At 52.3% G+C, this 21,126-nt stretch carries 17 protein-coding genes and 1 other annotated feature; of the genes, 10 read left to right on the forward strand and 7 right to left on the reverse strand.

Translation table 11 applies throughout. The features are described from left to right. Positions 1 to 145 precede the first annotated feature (145 nt). Both CKQ54_RS06500 and CKQ54_RS06505 read left to right on the forward strand, forming a co-directional pair. Entirely contained in the window at positions 146 to 1,768 is a 1,623-nt protein-coding gene (locus tag CKQ54_RS06500) for a DUF3300 domain-containing protein (RefSeq protein WP_120161973.1), read from the forward strand. 17 nt (positions 1,769 to 1,785) lie between these two features. After that, complete coding sequence (locus tag CKQ54_RS06505; protein WP_120161972.1) at positions 1,786 to 2,643, forward strand: DUF2950 domain-containing protein; 858 nt, start codon at positions 1,786 to 1,788, stop codon at positions 2,641 to 2,643. Positions 2,644 to 2,709: 66 nt separating this feature from the next. Here CKQ54_RS06505 and CKQ54_RS06510 read toward each other — a convergent pair whose 3' ends face one another. Further along, complete coding sequence (locus CKQ54_RS06510) at positions 2,710 to 3,711, reverse strand: zinc-binding alcohol dehydrogenase family protein (RefSeq protein ID WP_120161971.1); 1,002 nt, start codon at positions 3,709 to 3,711, stop codon at positions 2,710 to 2,712. Between the two features lie 100 nt (positions 3,712 to 3,811). On the opposite strand from CKQ54_RS06510, the gene CKQ54_RS06515 reads away from it, so the two are divergent. Then, the gene (locus CKQ54_RS06515) at positions 3,812 to 4,720 is read left to right on the forward strand and encodes a LysR family transcriptional regulator (RefSeq protein WP_112288879.1); all 909 of its coding nucleotides are present in this window, start codon (positions 3,812 to 3,814) and stop codon (positions 4,718 to 4,720) included. Between the two features lie 64 nt (positions 4,721 to 4,784). On the opposite strand, the gene ettA is transcribed toward CKQ54_RS06515, so the two are convergent. The 3 genes from ettA to CKQ54_RS06530 form a co-directional block, all read right to left on the reverse strand. Next, a complete protein-coding gene (gene ettA, locus CKQ54_RS06520; protein WP_120161970.1) occupies positions 4,785 to 6,452 on the reverse strand; it encodes an energy-dependent translational throttle protein EttA in 1,668 nt (555 codons plus the stop codon). 199 nt (positions 6,453 to 6,651) lie between these two features. Next, a complete protein-coding gene (rcsA, locus tag CKQ54_RS06525) occupies positions 6,652 to 7,332 on the reverse strand; it encodes a transcriptional regulator RcsA (protein ID WP_120161969.1) in 681 nt (226 codons plus the stop codon). A gap of 319 nt (positions 7,333 to 7,651) precedes the next feature. After that, positions 7,652 to 10,390, reverse strand: a complete 2,739-nt coding sequence (locus tag CKQ54_RS06530; RefSeq protein ID WP_120162004.1) for a cation-transporting P-type ATPase — start codon at positions 10,388 to 10,390, stop codon at positions 7,652 to 7,654. 594 nt (positions 10,391 to 10,984) lie between these two features. Here CKQ54_RS06530 and sltY point away from each other — a divergent pair. Then, positions 10,985 to 12,904, forward strand: a complete 1,920-nt coding sequence (gene sltY, locus CKQ54_RS06535) for a murein transglycosylase (protein ID WP_208644610.1) — start codon at positions 10,985 to 10,987, stop codon at positions 12,902 to 12,904. Positions 12,905 to 12,958: 54 nt separating this feature from the next. After that, positions 12,959 to 13,294: a trp operon repressor gene (gene trpR / locus CKQ54_RS06540; RefSeq protein ID WP_112288875.1), complete on the forward strand. Its 336-nt coding sequence runs from the start codon at positions 12,959 to 12,961 to the stop codon at positions 13,292 to 13,294. Positions 13,295 to 13,317: 23 nt separating this feature from the next. Here the strand turns inward: trpR and yjjX are convergent, their stop codons facing one another. Next, positions 13,318 to 13,851: an inosine/xanthosine triphosphatase gene (yjjX, locus tag CKQ54_RS06545; protein WP_112288874.1), complete on the reverse strand. Its 534-nt coding sequence runs from the start codon at positions 13,849 to 13,851 to the stop codon at positions 13,318 to 13,320. A 51-nt stretch (positions 13,852 to 13,902) separates the two neighbouring features. Here yjjX and gpmB point away from each other — a divergent pair, with 51 nt between their 5' ends. After that, positions 13,903 to 14,550, forward strand: coding sequence for a 2,3-diphosphoglycerate-dependent phosphoglycerate mutase GpmB (gene gpmB, locus CKQ54_RS06550; RefSeq protein ID WP_113876304.1), 648 nt, complete (start codon positions 13,903 to 13,905; stop codon positions 14,548 to 14,550). Positions 14,551 to 14,562: 12 nt separating this feature from the next. On the opposite strand, the gene robA is transcribed toward gpmB, so the two are convergent. Next, entirely contained in the window at positions 14,563 to 15,426 is an 864-nt protein-coding gene (gene robA / locus CKQ54_RS06555) for an MDR efflux pump AcrAB transcriptional activator RobA (RefSeq protein ID WP_095924588.1), read from the reverse strand. Positions 15,427 to 15,634: 208 nt separating this feature from the next. Here robA and creA point away from each other — a divergent pair, with 208 nt between their 5' ends. Next, a complete protein-coding gene (gene creA, locus CKQ54_RS06560; protein ID WP_120161967.1) occupies positions 15,635 to 16,117 on the forward strand; it encodes a protein CreA in 483 nt (160 codons plus the stop codon). Positions 16,118 to 16,224: 107 nt separating this feature from the next. Here the strand turns inward: creA and arcA are convergent, their stop codons facing one another. After that, a complete protein-coding gene (arcA, locus tag CKQ54_RS06565) occupies positions 16,225 to 16,941 on the reverse strand; it encodes a two-component system response regulator ArcA (RefSeq protein WP_112168192.1) in 717 nt (238 codons plus the stop codon). A gap of 664 nt (positions 16,942 to 17,605) precedes the next feature. Between arcA and CKQ54_RS06570 the strand changes: the two genes are divergently transcribed. The 3 genes from CKQ54_RS06570 (at position 17,606) to thrA (ending at position 21,126) form a co-directional block, all read left to right on the forward strand. Further along, positions 17,606 to 18,292, forward strand: a complete 687-nt coding sequence (locus tag CKQ54_RS06570; RefSeq protein ID WP_120161966.1) for a tRNA/rRNA methyltransferase — start codon at positions 17,606 to 17,608, stop codon at positions 18,290 to 18,292. A gap of 216 nt (positions 18,293 to 18,508) precedes the next feature. Further along, positions 18,509 to 18,577 carry a thr operon leader peptide gene (gene thrL / locus CKQ54_RS06575; protein WP_071823645.1) on the forward strand — a complete coding sequence of 23 codons (69 nt, stop codon included), beginning with the start codon at positions 18,509 to 18,511 and terminating at the stop codon, positions 18,575 to 18,577. Beyond that, positions 18,516 to 18,632, forward strand: a sequence feature (Thr leader region). (Overlaps the previous gene by 62 nt.) 34 nt (positions 18,633 to 18,666) lie before the next feature. Beyond that, the gene (gene thrA / locus CKQ54_RS06580; protein ID WP_120161965.1) at positions 18,667 to 21,126 is read left to right on the forward strand and encodes a bifunctional aspartate kinase/homoserine dehydrogenase I; all 2,460 of its coding nucleotides are present in this window, start codon (positions 18,667 to 18,669) and stop codon (positions 21,124 to 21,126) included.

Genomic DNA, 21,126 nt, shown 5'->3' on the forward strand with positions numbered 1-21,126 from the left:
ATTTTTTAGGGATTTTATTACGCATTTTATGTGTAAATATCTTACCTGAAATAAAAATACAGTGGCGGCCGTTGAGATTTATTTCTCCGATTATACTCATTCAATATGCCTCTCATTCCCGCTGAGGCTTTCTAAGGTGAACCGAATGAATTTATCATTCAAGCCCTGGGGTATCGCAGTCTTGTGCGGCGTGGGGGCATTTGCTCTGGCGAGTGTGATGTTTATGCAAGGCTGGCTTCCGGTCAGCAGTCAGGCCGAAACCACGACGCAGACTGCGCCTGTGCCTGCACCCGCCGCCGCGCCTCCGCCAGCAGTTCCTGTTGCTGCACCCGTTGCCCCTGCGTCATTTACACAAGCTCAGCTTGATCAATGGGTCGCGCCAGTCGCGCTTTATCCTGACAGCCTGCTTTCGCAGGTGCTGATGGCGTCGACTTATCCGACTAACGTGATTCAGGCTGTGCAATGGTCGCGTGACCATCCGCAAAGTCAGGGGGATGCCGCCGTCACTCAGGTCGCGAACGAACCCTGGGATCCGAGTGTAAAATCGCTGGTCGCTTTTCCGCAACTGCTGGCGCTGCTGGGTGAAGATCCGGCATGGGTACAGAATCTGGGGAACGCGTTTCTGGCGCAACCGGATGACGTGATGAACACTGTGCAGAAATTTCGCGAAGTGGCGCAAAAGAGCGGGGCGCTGAAAAGCACGCCGCAGCAGACGGTGACCGTTAAACCGAAACCGGCTTCAACAACGGTGGTGAAAAGTGCGGCGGCGCAGCAAACGATTGTGATTGAATCTGCCGATCCGCAGGTAGTGTATGTGCCGAGTTACAACCCGAATGTGGTTTACGGCGCCTGGCCGACACCGGCCTATCCGCCGGTATATCTGCCACCGCCTCCGGGACAACAGTTCGTGAACGGCATAGCATCGGGGATCGGGTTTGGTGTCGGTGTCGCCGCGACGTATGCGATTTTTGGCAGCATCGACTGGGATGACGACGATCATCATCATGATGATTATGACCATCACGACGATCACCACGACGACGGGCATCATGGCGGTTCGCAGAATAAATACGTCAATGTGAACGTTAATAATTACAACCGTATCTCCGGCAACAATAACAACGGGCTGAATCATCCGGGCGCATCGAATACCGCAGGCTGGCAGCATAATCCGGCCTACAACGCCGGTTTGACGAACCGCAGCACGAACCTCAATGGTGCGACGCAAAACCGTGCACTGAATAACGCGGCGCAGCGTAATAACTATCGTGGTTTCGACAACGACACGCGTGGTTTCGATAATAACTCGCGCGGTATCAGCAACAATAATGCCGTCGGACGCAATGGGGGCGGTGTGCAGAACCAGAATCTGGATCAGCGCCGTCAGCAGGCAGCGTCGGTGATGAATCAGCATCAGAACACCCCGCAGGCGCAGGCGCATACACAGCAGCGAAACCTGCCGCGTTCAGCCCCGGTAGCCAATGCCGGAGACCGTGCCGGTACACGTAATGTGACGGGGCATCAGTTGCCTCAGCATCAGCAGTCGTTGTCTCAGCACAATACGAACCGCCAGCCGTCGCAGCAATTGAGTCAGCATCAGCGACAGAATCTGAATGCATCACACAGCACAGCATTTAGTGGCAATTCCAGTCGTAGTCCGTCGTGGCAACAGCAGCAATCGCGGGGGAATCATAGCCGCGAACATATGCAGAACTTCCAGCGGTCACGCCCTGCGAATGCAGAGCCAGCTCATTTACACCGTCGCTAGACTGACGAGGAAAGGTAATGAAGAGATTGCGTAATATTTTGATTTCCGCAGGCCTGCTGTTACTGCCCTTAACGGGTTTCGCGCAGCAGACATTTACCAGCCCTGAGCTGGCCGCGCAGGCGTTGGTCAAAGCCATTGAGGCACACGATGATGCGTCACTTGAACAACTTCTCGGTAATGACTGGCAGGTCTATCTGCCGCCAAAAGGTGTGGATCCGGATGAGGTTGCTCGCTTTCTGCGGGACTGGAATATCAGTCACAAGATTGCCAAACAGGGTGATATTGCTCACCTGAATGTCGGTCCGGAGAACTGGCAGTTGCCGATCCCGATGAAACATACGGCGCAGGGCTGGTCATTTGATATGGCCGCCGGTGCTGCTGAAATTGAAATCCGTACGATTGGTCGCAATGAGCTTTCTGCCATTCAGGCCGTGTCAGCGTATGCGGATGCCCAGCACGAGTATCAGCAGATTACCGGGCAATATGCGCAGCGCTTTGTCAGCACTGAAGGGCAACACGATGGCCTTTACTGGCCGGTGAAAGAGGGGGAAGCGCCAAGCCCGCTGGGGCCAGCCTTCGGTGATGCGCAGGCGGGGTCTGATTATCACGGCTATTACTATCGCATTCTGACGTCGCAGGGTGCGAATGCCAGCGGCGGTGCCCTCAGCTATATCGAAAATGGCAAGATGACCCAAGGTTTTGCGCTGATCGCCTGGCCGGCGGCGTATGGTCATACCGGAGTTACCAGTTTTATGATCAATCAGCAGGGCGAGGTTTATCAGCAGGATTTAGGCGAGAATACTGATGCCGCGGCAAAAGCGATCACGACATTTGACCCCGATGCTAAATGGCAGAAAGTGGACGACGGCGAATAGCGGAAATATGTGAATGAAAAAGCCCCGGCATGAAAGTGACGGGGCTTTTTTTAGGCGACAGCGTATTTAGAAAGCGACGACGACTTTGCCCTGCATATGGCCGTCGAGCACTTTGGCGTGGGCCGCTTCGATGCTTTCCACGGTCAGGCCGTGAAGGGTTTCGCTTAGTGTGGTTTGTACTTTACCTTTATCCACCAGCGCGGCGACTTGTTTGAGGATCTCGCCCTGTTCGGCAATATCCGGTGTGGTGAACATGCTGCGGGTATACATCAGTTCCCAGTGCAGTGCGGCGCTTTTCAGTTTCAGTTTGTTCATGTCCAGCGGATGTTCGTTTTCAACGATGGTACAGATGTGGCCCATCGGTGCGATCAGGTCAGAAATGGCTTCCCAGTGGCCGTCGGTGTCGTTCAGACACAGAATAAAATCCACCTGTTTGATATCGTGCTTCGCCAGTTCACCTTTCAGATCTTTGTAATTCACTGTCAGATCCGCACCGCGATCCAGACACCATTGTGCCGATTCCGGACGGGAAGCTGTCGCGATCACTTTCACTTTGCTGCGCAATGACGCGAACGGGATCGCCAGTGATCCGACGCCACCGGCACCGCCGATGATGAGCAGGGTTTTATCCGCAGAGGCATCCTGAATTTTCAGATGCTCGAACAGTGCTTCCCATGCGGTCAGCGTGGTCAGTGGCATGGCAGCGGCCTGTGCCCAGTCCAGGCTTTTCGGTTTGACGGACACAATACGTGAGTCGATCAGCTGTTCCGTTGCATTGCTGCCGGAACGGGTGATATCCCCGGCGTACCAGACTTCATCACCCGCTTTGAAATTTTTCACTGCGCTGCCGACGGATTTGACGATACCGCTGGCATCCCAGCCCAGTACTTTTGGTGCATCCAGACCGCTTTTTTGCACGCCTTTGTGCACTTTGGTATCGACCGGATTGATTGACACCGCTTTCACTTCCACCAGCAGGTCGTAATCTTTCGCGACAGGCTGTGGTAATTCAACAGCGATAAAGTGAGCCGGGTCTTTTGGATTTACTGCGATTGCTTTAATGGTCATGTTTTCTGCCTCCGTTAGGTATACAGACAGTCTAGTCGTCATGACGCAACCTGATAAGATGGACAATAACTAACAAAGTGTTCGGCTGAGGTGAACAATCATGTTTAAACAGTTGCAGGATATGGCGCTCTTTGCGCTGGTGGCGGAATGTGGCAGCTTCACGCAGGCTGCCAGCCGGGCGGGATTACCTAAATCCAGCGTCAGTCAGCGTATCAGCCAGCTGGAGAAATCCATCGGCCTGCGGTTGCTGAACCGCACGACGCGGCAGCTGAACCTGACGTTTGCCGGTGAACGTTATCTGATCCACTGTCAGGAAATGATGCAGGCCAGCGAACGGGCTGAACTGGCGATTCGCCGTCTGCGCGATAACCCGAGCGGACGTTTGCGGATCACCAGCCCCGCCGGTCTGGGAGCAACGCTGCTGGCGCGGGTGAATGTTGAATTTCAGAAACGGTATCCCGATGTGTCGCTGGAAGTGTCAGTGTCGGATGCGATGGTAGATCTGGTACAGGAAGGTTTTGATATCGCGCTGCGTACCGGTAAACCGCAGGATTCCTCGCTGATTGGTCGTGAACTGGGGCACAGCCCGCGCTATCTGCTGGCATCACCGGCGTATCTGGCGCAGCATCCGGCGATTGAAACGCCGCAACAGCTTGCATCGCATCACTGCATTGCGCACCGGGCCTGGTCGGAATGGGTGTTGCATCATGGTGAAACCTATCACCGCTGGCTGCTGCCTTCCGCGCATACTACCGACAATCTGCTGTATGCGCGGGAATGCGCGCTGGCGGGCGCAGGCATCACGCTGTTACCGGCCTTTTTATGTCACGGCGAAGTGGCAAATGGCACGCTGGTGCGCGTGTTGCCAGAATGGGAAGCCGAGGGCAATGATCTGTATCTGGTCTATCCGGGGCGGAAACTGAATTCGCCGGCGCTGGCCTGTTTCATTGCGTTTATGCTGGAAGAGTATGGTTTTGCGAAGAGCTACAGCGAGGCGCTGGCGGGATAAATTTCAGGGAATGACAGCCAGAAAAAAGGCCCGTTTCCGGGCCTTAGCAATTTTATAAAGACGATTACTTGATCATCTTTTTGTACTTGATGCGCTTCGGCTCTAACGCTTCGGCACCTAAAGTACGTTTTTTGTATTCTTCGTATTCGGTGAAGTTACCTTCGAAGAATTCGACTTTGCCTTCATCCTGATAATCGAGGATGTGGGTCGCGATACGGTCGAGGAACCAGCGGTCATGGGAAATGACCATTGCGCAGCCCGGGAACTCCAGTAAGGCGTTTTCCAGTGCGCGCAGGGTTTCGATGTCGAGGTCGTTGGTCGGTTCATCGAGCAGCAACATGTTACCGCCAACCTGCAGCAGTTTTGCCAGATGCAGACGGCCACGCTCACCACCGGACAACTCGCCTACGCGTTTGCCCTGATCAACACCTTTGAAGTTGAAGCGGCCGACGTAAGCACGGCTTGGCATTTCAGTGGTGCCGATGCGCATGATGTCCTGACCACCGGACACTTCTTCCCACACGGTTTTGCTGTTGTCCATGGAATCACGGAACTGATCCACAGACGCCAGTTTCACGGTATCGCCCAGCTCGATAGTGCCGCTGTTGGCTTCTTCCTGACCCGACATCATGCGGAACAGGGTTGATTTACCGGCACCGTTCGGGCCGATAATGCCAACGATAGCGCCTTTCGGCACGGAGAAGGACAGGTCGTCGATCAGAACGCGATCACCGTAAGACTTGCTCAGGTTTTTCACTTCGACAACTTTGTCGCCCAGGCGTGGACCTGGTGGAATGAACAGTTCGTTGGTTTCGTTACGTTTCTGGTATTCGGTGTTGTTCAGCTCTTCAAAGCGTGCCAGACGGGCCTTGCCTTTAGACTGACGGCCTTTCGTACCCTGACGAACCCACTCAAGCTCTTTCTCAATAGACTTACGACGGGCCGCTTCAGAAGAAGCTTCCTGCGCCAGACGTTCATCTTTTTGTTCCAGCCAGGTGGAGTAGTTACCTTCCCACGGAATACCTTCACCGCGGTCAAGCTCAAGGATCCAACCGGCAACGTTATCGAGGAAGTAACGGTCATGGGTAATCGCCACAACGGTACCTTCGAAGTCGTGCAGGAAGCGTTCCAGCCATGCCACGGATTCTGCATCCAGGTGGTTGGTCGGTTCGTCGAGCAGCAGCATGTCTGGTTTTTCCAGCAGCAGACGGCACAGTGCCACACGGCGGCGTTCACCACCGGACAGCGTGGCGACTTTAGCATCCCAGTCTGGCAGACGCAGTGCATCAGCAGCACGTTCCAGCTGGCTGTTCAGGTTATGGCCATCATGCGCCTGAATGATCTCTTCCAGTCTGCCCTGTTCAGCGGCCAGTTTGTCGAAATCAGCTTCTGGTTCTGCGTACAGCGCATAGACTTCATCAAGACGTTTTAACGCGCCCACGACTTCAGAAACAGCTTCTTCCACGGACTCACGCACGGTGTGTTCCATGTTCAGCTGAGGTTCCTGCGGCAGATAACCGATTTTCAGATCAGGCTGCGGACGTGCTTCACCTTCGATGTCGGTATCGATACCGGCCATGATGCGCAGCAGGGTGGATTTACCTGAACCGTTCAGACCCAGAACACCGATTTTGGCACCAGGGAAGAAACTCAGGGAGATGTTCTTAAGAATATGACGCTTCGGCGGAACAACTTTGCCGAGGCGATGCATGGAATATACGTATTGAGCCACGTTGTTTTGAGCCTCTTTCTGCGGGCCGCGCGCTTTCTGCGAAGGGCAGGCGCTGCGGCATAGTAAGCAGCCCCGCCTGACTGCGGCATGACTGATAAGGGTTCCGACTGCGAAGTTTAGCGTGTTTCAGTCGTGTACCCAACCATCAGGTTCACAGTAAGGCAAGAATGTTGCCGGCAGCGGACAGGAGAGGAGGCTTTCAGCCGAAGGGAACGGTGAACTCGTCCGGTTCGCTGGCCGGACGTAAGGGCTGGACGCGCCCCACAAACATGCCGGAAGTCAGGATGTCGGTGAGCTTAACAACATGATATATCGCCTGTTTATTTTGCGTCTTCACCTTACGTTTGATATTGCCTTTGTGTGAAGCCACGGTTTTCTGTTTGATATTCAGATGTTCGGAAATGATTTGCGTATTCAGTCCTGACATCCACATTTTTAGAATGCTCGATTCCGTCCGGCTCAGGCTGACCGGCGTAAGATCCAGTGATTGTTCCGTTTCACCCGCACGCGACAGTTGCAGGTTGTGGGCGATCAGCTGATAAATCGTGGTCGTCCTGATAGATTTCGACAAAATGATGATGTTTTTGCGGATCGGCACATAGTTCTGATAATTGAGATTCTCTCTGGAGATAAAGACAAAGAAAAGCGTGCCGGGATGCGCGTCGATCACTGCCCTGAGGGCGTGACCGGAAGGCGCATCAGACGTAAAACAATCTTCATTCACAAAGATGATTTCAGGCGTCAGGGAATTGCATGTGGCTTGCAGTTCGTTGATGTCCTTGAGCGAAAGAATATCTTTCTGGTGTTGTCCGTTAAGTTGCAAGAGCGAATGCAATGCCAGCTGTGTGTAAAAACACTTATCTACAATGAGCGATGACATTGGGTTTACCTGTTTTTTGGCCTCTGTATGACTGCAGTGCAGAGAAGCTCGTTTTTATAAAAATGACCGTACAGCGATAGGGCATTCCCGTGAAAGTTGCCGGTCGCCGGCGAAACTAACATTGCTGTGTAAAGGGATACCCCTGGCGAGAGTAATAAAGCGGGAAGAGATTGATGTAAATCAGCAGAAGGGGTTTTGGAACGTTTTGTGAGATCTTTGAGACGAATTGAGAGCGGGAAAGATGAAAGTTTCAGAATTGTGACGTTTTTTATCGTAAAACGCCGGGCTACAGAAGGTAACCCGGCATAAGGATAAATCGTCAGACTTTCTTGCGGATGAAGCGGTTAACCAGCCATTTCTCGATTTCGACAATCACGAAGATCATCGCACCGACCACCAGCGTGATACCCCAGAATTTCAGCGGCATCGGTACGGTGCCAAACAACTGGTTCATGACTGGCAGATAAATCAGCGCCAGCTGCAGCACCAGTAATACGCCGGAAACAATCCACAATCCTTTGTTGACGAACACTTCGCGGGTCAGCGGGAAGCGGTCCATCACGCGGCAGTTAAACATATACACCCACTGCGCGGTAACCAGCGTCTGTAACAGCACGGTACGGATCAAATCGCTGCTGTAGCCACGCGGCTGCATCCAGGCTTCAAGAACGAAGGCGCTGCAGGCAATCAGAATACCGACGAAAGCGATACGCCAGACGGCATGCAGATCCAGTACGTGCTGACCTGGTGCGCGAGGACGGCGACGCATCATGCCTTTCTCACCCGGCTCGAAGGCCAGACCGAACGACAGCGTGGTGGAGGTCGCCATGTTCATCCATAAGATCTGCACCGGCGTCAGCGGGATCACCGCACCGGCCAGAATTGCCAGGATAATCAGCAGCCCCTGCGCGAGGTTAGTCGGCAGAATAAACAGAATCGTTTTCTTCAGGTTGTCGTAAACGCGACGTCCTTCTTTTACCGCACTGGCGATGGTCGCGAAGTTGTCATCGGTCAGAACCATGTCTGCGGCTTCTTTGGTGACTTCAGTGCCTTTGATACCCATTGCGATACCGACGTCGGCCTGTTTCAGCGCTGGCGCGTCATTCACGCCATCGCCGGTCATCCCGACTACTTCACCGTTTTCCTGCAAGGCTTTGACCAGACGCAATTTATGCTCAGGGCTGGTACGGGCGAAAATATCGTACTGGCTGGCAGCGACGGCCAGTTCAGCGTCATCCATATGCTCAAGCTGGTAACCGGTGATGGAGTCGCCGCTGTTGCCGATGCCTAACATTTTGCCGATAGCCATCGCGGTTTCCTGATGGTCACCGGTGATCATCTTCACGCGGATCCCGGCCTGCTGACACTGTGCAATCGCATCAATGGCTTCAGGGCGTGGCGGATCCATCATGGCGGCAATCCCGGTGAACACCAGTCCTTCCTGCAGGTGGACATGGTTCAGGTCGCCTGCAATTTCCGGCTCATCTTTGACAGCCGCAGCTACCATGCGCAGACCCTGACGGGCATAGCGCGCCATCTCTTCTTCCCAGTACTCGCGGCGGAAAGGCTGGACGCCGTTTTCAGTCAGCTCAAGTTTCGCTAAGGAGAACAGAACATCCGGTGCGCCGGTCACAAACAACTGGGTTTTGCCGCCGATGCGCTGCAAGGTCGCCATGTATTTATGTTTGGAATCAAACGGGATTTTATCCAGAGATTCAACCTGACCGGTATGCAGACTGGCTTTCGCTGCCAGCACTTTCAGTGCGCCGGACGTCGGCCCGCCGGTAATTCCCCAGTGGCCTCTGTCGTCCTGAATCAGCTGGCTGTCGTTACAGATATCCACGGCAGTGATGAAGGTGTTGAGCACCGGCATACTGATGACATCCACCTGGCGCTGCGTTTGTGCATCCACGATGCGGCCTTTTGGCTGGTAGCTTTCCCCTTCCACATCGTAAGCACGGTCTGCCAGAATCACCGCTTTCACGGTCATTTCATTCATGGTCAGCGTGCCGGTTTTATCCGAGCAAATGACGGTCATTGAGCCCAGCGTTTCGACGGTCGGCAGTTTGCGGATAATGGCATGATTACGCGCCATCGACTGCACGCCCAGCGACAGAATAATCGAGATAATTGCCGGTAAACCTTCCGGAACCGATGCGACAGCCAGACTGATCAGCGACAGGAGCAGTTCGCCCAGCGGCATATCACGCAGGATAAAAGCGAACACAAACAGGAACGCCATCATCAGCAGGATCAGCGCGAAGATGCCTTTGCCCAGTTTGTCGATTTGCTGCAACAGCGGGGTACGCTGCGCTTTAATCGCTGACATCATCTGGCTGATGTGGCCCAGCTCCGTGTCCTGACCGGTGGCATAAACCACACCGGTGGCGGTGCCGCCGCTGATCATGGTGCCGGAGAACAGCAAGTTGTGGCGATCGCCGATCATGACTTCATCGTCGATGACCTGAGCGTTTTTGATGACGACGGTGGATTCGCCGGTGAGGATCGCTTCTTCGACCTGCAGGTTATGCGCGCTGACGATACGGATGTCTGCCGGGATTTTGTCACCGGGACGCAGTTGCACGATATCGCCGGGCACCAGCTGGTCGGCATTAATGGTTTGAACTTGTCCGTCACGCATCACTACGGCCTGACTGGACAGCATGTTTTGAATACTTTTCAGTGATTTTTCGGCGCTGTTCTCCTGAAGAAAACCAATCAGCGCATTGATCACCGCTACGCCCAGGATGACGAAGGTATCGACCCAGTGTCCCATCGCACCGGTCACGACGGCGGCGGCGAGCAGGATGTAAATCAGGACATCATTGAAGTGCGCCAGAAAACGCATCAGGGCACTTTTGGATTGTTTTTCCGGTAATGCGTTCGGGCCATATTTATTCAGGCGCTCGCTGGCTTCCTGCCGCGTCAGGCCATTTTCGCCGGTTTCCAGGCGCTGCATAGCCTCGTTACTACTAATCTGATACCAGTTTTTGTTTTCTGCTGCGGCAGAGGAAGAAGGGCTGGCATTCGTTTTTACCGATGAAGTTGAATGAGTCATATACTTTTCCATAAGCGAAGAACTGGGCTGTTATTAATATTTCAATCCTGACGGCGAAATAGCGAATATCAATTAATCAATTTTACAATAGGGACTAATCATAATTAATTCGGAGTAAATAAGTTTGATCTGAGCCAATAAATACTTTTTGCAGAGAATTAAATAATAAAAATCATTAAAAAACATTATCTTATGTGAGTTAGGAATTTGCGTATTATTCCCATTTTATTTAACGTTTGTTTAGGAAGTGGTTATCTGGGTAAATTGATGTAAATAAAGCTGAGTTTTGTCAGTGTGGCTATTTAATTTCGAATTGTAAGGCTGCTATCTATTTGTAATTAACAGATGAATACCCGTTAATTATCTGCGGGTATAATGTCCGCTCAAATTATTCCTGCCGCGATATTCTGTGACAGAAAATAGATCTGCCTCCGTCTGGTAAGTGCCGGGCGCTTGCACCACACTGTGTAAAGTTTGTGATGCTGTCTCCTCATCGCTTCAATTTTAAAAATGAATCGATTAGCGTAGTAGCTGTCTACACAATGCAGAACAGTTTCGGCACAACCCGCGAGGATAAAGGTAAGTATGGTCAAGGTGGACAAATGGCACTCTCTGGCACTGAGCGTGTTGCTGGTAACAGCATCGGGCGTGGCGAAAGCGGACTCGCTGGACGCACAGCGTCAGCATTATATGCAGATTAAACAGGCGTGGGATAACAATCAGATGGACGTTGTCAGCCAGCTGATGCCGACGCTGGAAGACTATCCTCTTTATCCTTATCTGGAATACCGGCAGCTAACGCAGGAACTGGGGGACGCGACACCGGCGCAGGTGAACGCATTTGTGAAAGCGAACCCGACATTGCCGCCTGCGCGTTCTTTGCCAGCCCGCTTTGTCAATGAACTGGCGCGCCGTCAGGACTGGAACAGTTTGCTTTCATTCAGCCCGCAACCGCCGAAACCGGTGGCGGCGCGCTGTAACTACTATTACGCCAAATGGGCGACCGGCGATCAGAAAACAGCGTTTGATGGTGCGAAAGACATCTGGCTGACCGGCACATCACTGCCCAATACCTGCGATAAATTGTTCTCGGTCTGGCAGGGCGCAGGCAATCAGACCGCGCTGACGACGCTGCAACGAATTGGCCTGGCGATGAAAGCGGGTAACACCAGTCTGGTCAGTTATCTGGCAAAGCAGTTGCCACCTGATTATCAGACCATGCGCGATGCGCTTGTCGATCTGCAAAATAATCCGAATACCCTCGAAAGCTTTGCGCGCAATGTCGGTCCGACTGATTTTACCCGTAACGCGACCAGCATTACGTTCGCGCGCATTGCCCGTGATGATTCTGAGAATGCCCGTTCGATGATCCCGGTGCTCGTGCGCTTGCAGAAGATGAGTGACAGCGACCGGCTCGAACTGGAAGAAGCCGTTGCCTGGCGTTATATGGGCAGCGACGCCGCACCGGAACAGGCGGCATGGCGCGATAACGTCATTTTGCGCAGCCATTCCACCACGCTTGTTGAGCGCCGCATTCGTATGGCGCTGGCCGCCGGAGATCGTCAGGGGCTGAACCAGTGGCTGCAACGCTTGCCGTCGGATGCCCTGCAGGAAGATGAATGGCAATACTGGCGTGCGTCCGTGATGATTGATAACGGTCAGCGCTCGCAAGGCGAAGCGATGCTGCGTACGTTAATGAAAGGCCGCGGATTCTATCCGATGGCGGCGGCGCAAAAGCTGAACGTGACTTATCCGATGCAGATTTCTGTCGCGGCTAAGCCAGATTCAAGTATTGCGAAATTGCCGGAAGTGGCGCGTGTGCGTGAGCTGATGTACTGGCAGATGGACAATCTGGCGCGTACCGAATGGAGTTATCTGGTCAGCAGCCGTACGGAATCGCAGCAGTCGGCGCTGGCGCGTTATGCGTTCGAGCAAAAATGGCCGGATCTCAGTGTGCAGGCCACCATTACCGGCAAGCTGTGGGATTATCTCGAAGAGCGTTTCCCGCTCGCGTGGCCGGATGAATTCCGTCGTGCGACCAACGATAAAGGCATCACGCAAAGCTACGCGATGGCGATTGCCCGTCAGGAAAGTGCGTGGAATCCGAAAGCCCGTTCGCCGGTTGGCGCTGCCGGTCTGATGCAGGTGATGCCTGCGACTGCGCAACATACCGTCGACATGTTTGGGTTGCAGGGCTACAGCAATCCGGGGCAATTACTGGATCCGCAGATGAACATAACGATCGGCACCAGTTATTTGGAATATGTCTATCAGATGTTTGGGCGCAACCGTATTTTGTCCAGTGCGGCATATAACGCCGGGCCTTCACGCGTAAATACCTGGTTAGGTAACAGCGCGGGCAGGGTGGATTCAGTGGCGTTTATCGAGAGTATCCCTTTCTCTGAAACTCGTCGATATGTTAAAAATGTGTTGGCATATGACGCGTTTTATCGCTATTTTTTACATCAACCCGCCAAGATTTTGACGGATGCCGAATGGCAGAGGCGTTACTGATCCTTCGTCGTTTATGGTAAGCTGCTGTACTAGTTTAATAGTATGGCAGCCATCATGACCCAACGACCAATCAATGACCCTGCTCTTTCCCAACAAGGCAATGAGGACTGGCAATGCTTCCTGGCATTGCTGCAGCATTCTTTTGCTGAAAATCTGCATCAGGATTTGCTGCAACTGCTGCTTACGCCCGACGAACGTGCGGCGCTGGGTACGCGGGTGCGGATTATTCAGGAACTGATGCGCGGAGAGTTGAGTCAGCGTGAGCTGAAAAGCCAGCTGGGAGCAGGTATCGCCACGATAACACGTGGTTCGAATGGCCTGAAAACGGCACCGGCGGAGCTTAAGGAATGGCTGAGTGAGCACCTGCTGACAGACAAAACGGACGACTGAAGCGTCCGTTATCGTCTGATATTTTAGTGCGTTTGGGTTCTGACCTGATACACCGAATTATGAAAAGGCGCTAAAGCCAGTACCAGCGCCTGATGATAAACGCTGGTGCGGGTCAATTTTCCTGCTGTAAAGACTCCGATCGCGCCGCCTTTACGTTTTACTTCTGTGATACCCGTCAGTTTTTCCATCTCATCTCCCAGTTCGCTGCCCTGGTTAATTCCTTGTAAAATAATTTCAGGTAACATCAGGCTCGCTGAACGGGATTCACCACGCTGGTGCATATTCTCAATCACCATCCAGGCGAAGGTCATATTGTCTTCGATACCCGCTTCCACGCCGACCCAGAAGTCTGCCTCGGGGCGAACCTGGCGGGCGCCGATAACGCGATGGCGCGCACCGGTACGGGTTTCATTACTGCCGATAGGTTGACTGGGAACACCACTGTCGACGTCAACGCCTTCAATGCGGAATGCCTCAGCGCCGAAAATGTCTTCAAAAGCCATAGCGATAGCTTTGATCTTTGCCGGGTTAGTGGTTGCAGCGACAACATGGTACATAGAGTTTTAGCATCCTTTAGCAAATTTCACGCAGTATAACGGAAAACACTCATGTTACAGGTATATCTCGTCCGTCACGGCGAAACAGAATGGAACGCCGCACGCCGTATTCAGGGGCAATCAGACAGCCCGCTGACGGCCAAAGGTCTTTATCAGGCGCGTCAGGTTGCTGAGCGTGTGCGTAATGAAGGGATCACCCACGTCATCACCAGTGACTTAGGACGTACCCGCCATACGGCGCAGATTATCGCTGATGCCTGCGGGTGTGAAGTGATCAATGAGCCGCGTTTGCGCGAATTACATATGGGCGTGCTGGAAGAGCGTATTCTGGACGGCCTGACAGAGCAGGAAGAAGTATGGCGTAAGCAGATGGTCGATGGTTCACCGAAAGGGCGTATTCCTGAAGGTGAAACGATGACGGAACTGGCTGAGCGTATGCGTGCTGCACTCGACAGCTGTCTGGATTTACCGGAAGGCAGTAAGCCTTTGCTGGTCAGTCACGGTATTGCACTGGGCTGCCTGATCAGTACCATCCTCGGGCTACCTGCTTATGCGGAACGTCGTCTGCGTCTGCGTAACTGTTCTTTATCGCGTGTCGATCACCAGCAAAGTGCCTGGCTTGCGAATGGCTGGATTGTGGAAACAGCGGGCGATGTATCACATCTGGAACTGCCCGCGTTAGACGAGTTGCAACGCTAACGCCAGAAGGCGTTAGCGGCGGATTGGGATCAGGTAATCACACTGTAGTTCGGTTGGCGTAGTGCCTGGGGCACGGCCATTCGTGTAAAAGCGTTCGATATCCTGTCCCTTTCTGCGGGTCAGTTTCAATGTCGGCAGACAGGTGCTGTACAGCGTCAGAATAAACTCCTGCAAATGCTCCGGCGTGCCATTGTAATGGAACATGGCATATTCGCCGTGCTGCAACACAATTGGCTGACCTTCAACGTTTTCCGGCAGGTGCTGAGCTTCCAGCGCGGTCGTGTACAATACTTCCTGCTCGTCATCTTTTTCCTGGCTTGGACGCGAATGGTGCAGGCCATAAAGTATTGGTGGCAGCGTTTTTGCTTCACCAATATATTGACGCCAGAAATGACGACGCATCTCGTTTCGGTACGTGGTGATTTGCTCCAGCGTACAGGCGTAACTCTGCGTCATCCCGACCAGATGCTGTTCCGGCAGCGAGATATATTCAGGCTGCGGCAGAATAAAAGCGCCCAGACGGATTGGCGGACAAATCCCAAACGAATGCCAGTCTTCAGCACGACGATACAGTGCCGGTGTTTGTGCAAATTGTTTTTTGAATGCCCGGGTAAATGTTTGTTGAGAATCAAAACGATACTGAAGGGCGATATCTAAAATCGGGCGACTGGTGAGACGCAAGGCCACGGCCGCTTTCGACAAACGGCGGGCACGAATATAAGCGCCAATGGCATTATTAGTGACATCTTTAAACATGCGCTGCAGGTGCCACTTGGAATAGCCGGCCTTGGCTGCGACATTGTCGAGTGACAAGGGCTGGTCTAAATGGGTTTCTAACCAGCTAAGAAGGTCACGAATGATTCCTGCTTGATCCATAGATCGTCCTCGTTGAACTAAGATAAATGCACAGAATGATGGGCGGCATAATAGCAACTTTTTACCGATAAGACTTCCTAAGAATTTTTTGGCTATCTGTGCTATTTGCCTGTGTTACAGAGTATTTCATTCCGAAAGTGTGAATACACGCTTTCTCCGTAGGGTTTCTTTGGAAAACAACGTCATGGTGATGACGTGGAGTAACTTAATGAATAGATGTTGGATTTTTGTTTTTTCGATGTTTGCTTTTTGTTCTGCAGCGGTGCATGCAGAGCAGGTGGGTTCGGTCGATACCGTCTTCAAACTCTTCGGTCCCGACCATAAGATTGTTGTCGAGGCCTTTGATGATCCTGATATTAAAAATGTAACTTGTTATATCAGTCGTGCGAAAACCGGTGGCATCAAGGGCGGTTTAGGGCTGGCAGAAGATACCGCTGATGCCGCGATTTCCTGTCAGCAGGTGGGCCCGATTGAGTTAAGCGACAAGATTAAGCAAGGCAAAGACAAAGGAACGGTTGTTTTTCAGAAGCGCACATCGCTGGTGTTTAAAAAGCTGCAGGTGGTCCGTTTTTATGACGCGAATCGCAACGCACTTATTTATCTGAGCTACTCCGATAAAGTGGTGGATGGTTCACCGAAAAACGCACTAAGCGCGGTACCGATTATTCCGTGGGCGCATACCGCTCCGTGAGTTCTCAGCAATGCGCAAAAAACAAAAGGCCAGCTTTCGCTGGCCTTTGACGTTTTTTTCACAGGATACCGTCTCACCGGATACAGTGCGGTTGGCAACCTTTTGTATCAGTCTTCCAGATCACCGCAGAAACGATAGCCTTCACCATGAATGGTGGCGATGATTTCCGGGGTGTCAGGCGTCGCTTCGAAATGTTTACGGATGCGACGGATAGTGACGTCAACGGTACGGTCATGAGGCTTCAGCTCACGGCCGGTCATTTTCTTCAGCAAATCGCCACGGGTTTGGATCTTGCCCGGGTTTTCGCAGAAGTGCAGCATGGCGCGGAATTCGCTGCGCGGTAACTTGTACTGCTCACCTTGCGGACTCACCAGCGAACGGCTGTTGATATCGAGTTCCCAGCCATTGAATTTGTAGCTTTCAACCAGACGGCGTTCTTCGCCGGTGGTGCCCAGATTCATGGTGCGGGACAGCAGGTTGCGTGCGCGGATAGTCAGTTCGCGTGGGTTGAAAGGCTTAGTGATGTAATCATCAGCGCCGATTTCCAGACCCAGAATTTTATCAACTTCGTTATCGCGGCCAGTCAGGAACATCAAAGCAACGCTGGCTTGTTCGCGTAATTCGCGTGCCAGCAGCAGGCCGTTTTTGCCTGGCAGGTTGATGTCCATGATAACCAGATTGATGTCATTTTCGGACAGAATATGGTGCATTTCTGCGCCATCATTAGCTTCATGTACCATGTAGCCTTCTGCTTCAAAAATGCTCTTTAACGTATTACGTGTCACTAACTCGTCTTCGACGATCAGAATGTGAGGGGTCTGCATGATTGCTACCTAAGATTGCCAACAAATAGAAAATAGGAGTACAGAAGTCCTTGTTATCCCAGAGAATTTTGATGCTTTATTGGGCATCTCACTCGTTACATGACTAAAGTACGTAAACGCGTTCTCGATGCAATTTCCATCAACGACAACAACATCGCAAGCTCGGTCAGGGATTCCACTTTCTGCAGTTCCACGGGGTCCTAAAGCGGCGCATATCCTAACCCTATTAACAGCAATATAACAGCGAGTGCCGAAATTACCACTCAACAAAATTACGGTTTGTTGACATATATCAAGTTCAATTGTAGCACGGTAACAGAACAGTGAAAAACACTTACAAGAATGCACGCTTGAGTCACATTTCAGCATTTATTGTACACGATTCAGCAAATGATTAAGAATCGGGAGATAAATGCAAAATGGTGATGATTCCTTATTATATATCCATATGAAAATTAATGATAAATTTTTCATTCATGTTTGCTTAATCGGGCCAGCACCTTTTTTACCTGCAAGGTAAGGTTTTCCGATAAAATAAAGGAATATATTCAGCCGACTGTTAAGTTCTTGTGAAGAATATAAGCCATGAATAGATTTGGAACAGGGTAAAATTTCATCGCTTAAATACTGACGGCAATTTCTTTCCCTTTTGCAAAGGCCCGATATGCAACTTCATATTATTTTAGTTTCGCCGGCTCGCCCGGAAAATGTCGGTGCGGCAGCTCGTGCAATGAAAACCATGGGTTTCGCATCGTTACGTATTGTCGACAGCGGGGCGCATCTCAGGCCGGAAGCTGGCTGGGTTGCGCATGGTTCGCAGGAGATCCTGCAAAATGCTCTCCATTTCAATACGCTTGCGCAAGCCCTGGCTGATATCGATTTTACCGTAGCTACAACTGCCCGCAGCCGGGCTAAATTTCACTATTACTGCACACCGCAGGAATTGCAGGTGCAGCTCGAAGAAAAGAGCCAGTGGATCAATCATGCCGCGCTGGTCTTTGGTCGTGAAGATTCCGGCCTGACGAATGAAGAGCTGGAACTGGCGGATGTGCTGACCGGCGTACCGATGGTGGCCGATTATCCGTCACTCAATCTGGGGCAGGCGGTGATGGTGTTCTGTTATCAGCTCTCTTCGCTGAATCAGGTGACCTCGGTAAAACCTGAAATTGCCGAAGCAGGACAGCTGTCAGCGTTGCGTGCCAGAGTCGGGCGTTTGCTTGAAAATGTCGGGGCAGAAGATGACCAGAAATTGTCCGACTGGCTGCATCAGCGCCTGGGTCTTTTGCAGCAGCGTGACGCCGCAATGCTGCATACTTTGCTGCATGACATCGAAAAAAAGCTGACCTCATGATGTGAGGGGATTTTCTGCCTGAACAGTTCGATATCCGGTGTGATGGGAACACAGCTGGCGATCACACTGGAAAGGGTTTTAAAGGCAGACAATTATACAGTTGATTTTGTCCGTGACTAAGCAGTGAAAAACAGAAAAAAATTGACTTGTCGTGCCTTATGCTTTAGCTAATAGAGGCAGACAGAGTACAAACCCTAAGACAGACAGAAAATAAAAATGCGAATCATCAGCCTGAATACAACAATTATTACCACCACCGATACCACAGGTAACGGGGCGGGCTGACGCGTACAGGAAAAAGAAAAAAAGCCCGCACCTAACCAGTGCGGGCTTTTTTTTTACATTTAAACGAGAGCTTCAGGAGAGTACCAGAAATGCGAGTGTTGAAATTTGGCGGGACCTCGGTAGCAAACGCAGAACGCTTCTTGCGGGTTGCGGACATTATGGAAAGCAATGCGCGTCAGGGACAGGTCGCAACGGTTTTATCCGCGCCTGCCAAAATTACCAACTATCTGGTTGCCATGATTGAGCGAACTGTCGCAGGACAGGACATTCAAACTATCATGAGCGATGCTGAAAACATTTTTGGTCAGCTGATTACCGGTCTGGCGGCGGCGCAGCCGGGCTTTGATTTGCCAAAGGTGAAAGCGTTTGTCGATCACGAATTCGCTCAGCTCAAACAGTTGATGCATGGCATTACCCTGCTGGGCCAATGTCCGGACAGTGTGAACGCGTCCATTATCTGTCGTGGTGAAAAACTTTCCATTGCCATCATGGAAGCGGTATTTCTGGCGAAAGGTTTCGGCGTCACCGTCATCAATCCGGTTGAAAAGTTGCTTGCACAGGGGCATTACCTTGAATCCACCGTGGATATCAACGAATCCACCCGCCGTATTGCCGCCAGTGCCATCCCTGCCGATCACATTGTGCTGATGGCCGGTTTCACTGCCGGTAATGAAAAGGGCGAACTGGTGGTGCTGGGCCGTAACGGCTCCGACTATTCAGCCGCCGTACTGGCCGCCTGTTTACGCGCTGACTGTTGCGAAATCTGGACTGATGTCGATGGCGTTTATACTTGTGACCCGCGCACTGTACCCGATGCCCGCTTGCTGAAATCGATGTCGTATCAGGAAGCGATGGAGCTTTCGTATTTTGGCGCGAAAGTCCTTCACCCGCGTACCATCCTGCCGATTGCTCAGTTCCAGATCCCTTGCCTGATTAAAAACACCACTAACCCGCAGGCTCCGGGCACCCTGATTGGCAGCGAAAGTCTTGATGACAGCACGCCGGTAAAAGGCATCACTAATCTGAATAACATGGCGATGATCAACGTTTCCGGTCCGGGAATGAAAGGGATGATCGGCATGGCGGCGCGTGTGTTTGCCGTGATGTCCCGTTCCGGCATTTCCGTGGTGCTGATCACGCAGTCTTCTTCCGAATACAGCATCAGTTTCTGTGTGCCGCAAAGCGAGCTGCAACGCGCCCGTAAAGCGCTGGAAGACGAGTTCTATCTTGAGCTGAAAGACGGCCTGCTCGAGCCGCTGGACGTCATGGAAAAGTTGGCGGTGATTTCCGTGGTCGGCGACGGCATGCGCACGCTGCGAGGCATCTCAGCGAAATTCTTCTCGGCTCTGGCGCGCGCCAATATCAATATTGTGGCAATCGCTCAGGGCTCTTCCGAACGTTCTATCTCCGTGGTCGTCAATAATGACGATGCGACCACCGGCGTGCGCGTCAGCCATCAGATGCTGTTCAATACCGATCAGGTGATCGAAGTATTCCTGATCGGCGTCGGCGGGGTGGGTGGGGCATTGATCGAACAGATCCGCCGTCAGCAGACGTGGCTGAAAACCAAACACATCGATCTGCGCGTCTGTGGCATCGCTAACTCCCGCGCGTTACTGACCAACGTTCACGGTATTGCACTGGAAACCTGGCGTGATGAACTCGCTGCTGCGAAAGAACCGCTAAATCTGGGGCGTCTGATCCGTCTGGTGAAAGAATATCACCTGCTGAATCCGGTGATCGTCGACTGTACCTCAAGCCAGGAAGTGGCCGATCAGTATGCTGATTTCCTCGCCGACGGTTTCCACGTGGTCACGCCAAACAAAAAGGCCAACACGTCTTCAATGAATTACTACCATCAGCTGCGCAAAGCGGCGGATGGCTCACGCCGTAAGTTCCTTTACGACACCAATGTCGGCGCGGGTTTACCGGTTATCGAAAACCTGCAAAACCTGTTGAATGCCGGTGATGAACTGCTCCGTTTCTCCGGTATTCTGTCCGGTTCTCTGTCTTTCATCTTTGGTAAGCTGGACGAAGGCATGTCGCTGTCCGCCGCGACCTTGCAGGCGAAGGAAATGGGCTATACCGAACCGGATCCTCGTGATGATTTGTCCGGGATGGACGTGGCGCGTAAGTTGCTGATCCTGGCGCGTGAAGCCGGTTACAAACTCGAACTGTCGGATATCGATGTGGAATCTGTTTTACCGGCGTCCTTTAACAGCGAAGGAAGCGTGAGTGAATTTGTCGCACGCTTGCCGGAACTGGATGCAGAGTTCGCCCAACGCGTGGCCGATGCTACCGCTGCAGGCAAAGTATTGCGCTATGTCGGGGCTATCGAAGACGGCCAGTGCAAGGTAAAAATCGATGCCGTCGATGGTAATGACCCGCTTTATAAAGTAAAAAATGGTGAGAATGCGCTGGCGTTTTACAGCCGCTATTATCAACCGTTGCCGTTGGTTCTGCGTGGCTACGGCGCCGGGAATGATGTGACGGCGGCAGGTGTATTTGCCGATCTTTTGAGAACGCTGTCATGGAAGTTAGGAGTTTAA

Origin of the sequence: Rahnella variigena (assembly GCF_003610915.1) — a bacterium.
Taxonomy (GTDB): domain Bacteria; phylum Pseudomonadota; class Gammaproteobacteria; order Enterobacterales; family Enterobacteriaceae; genus Rahnella; species Rahnella variigena.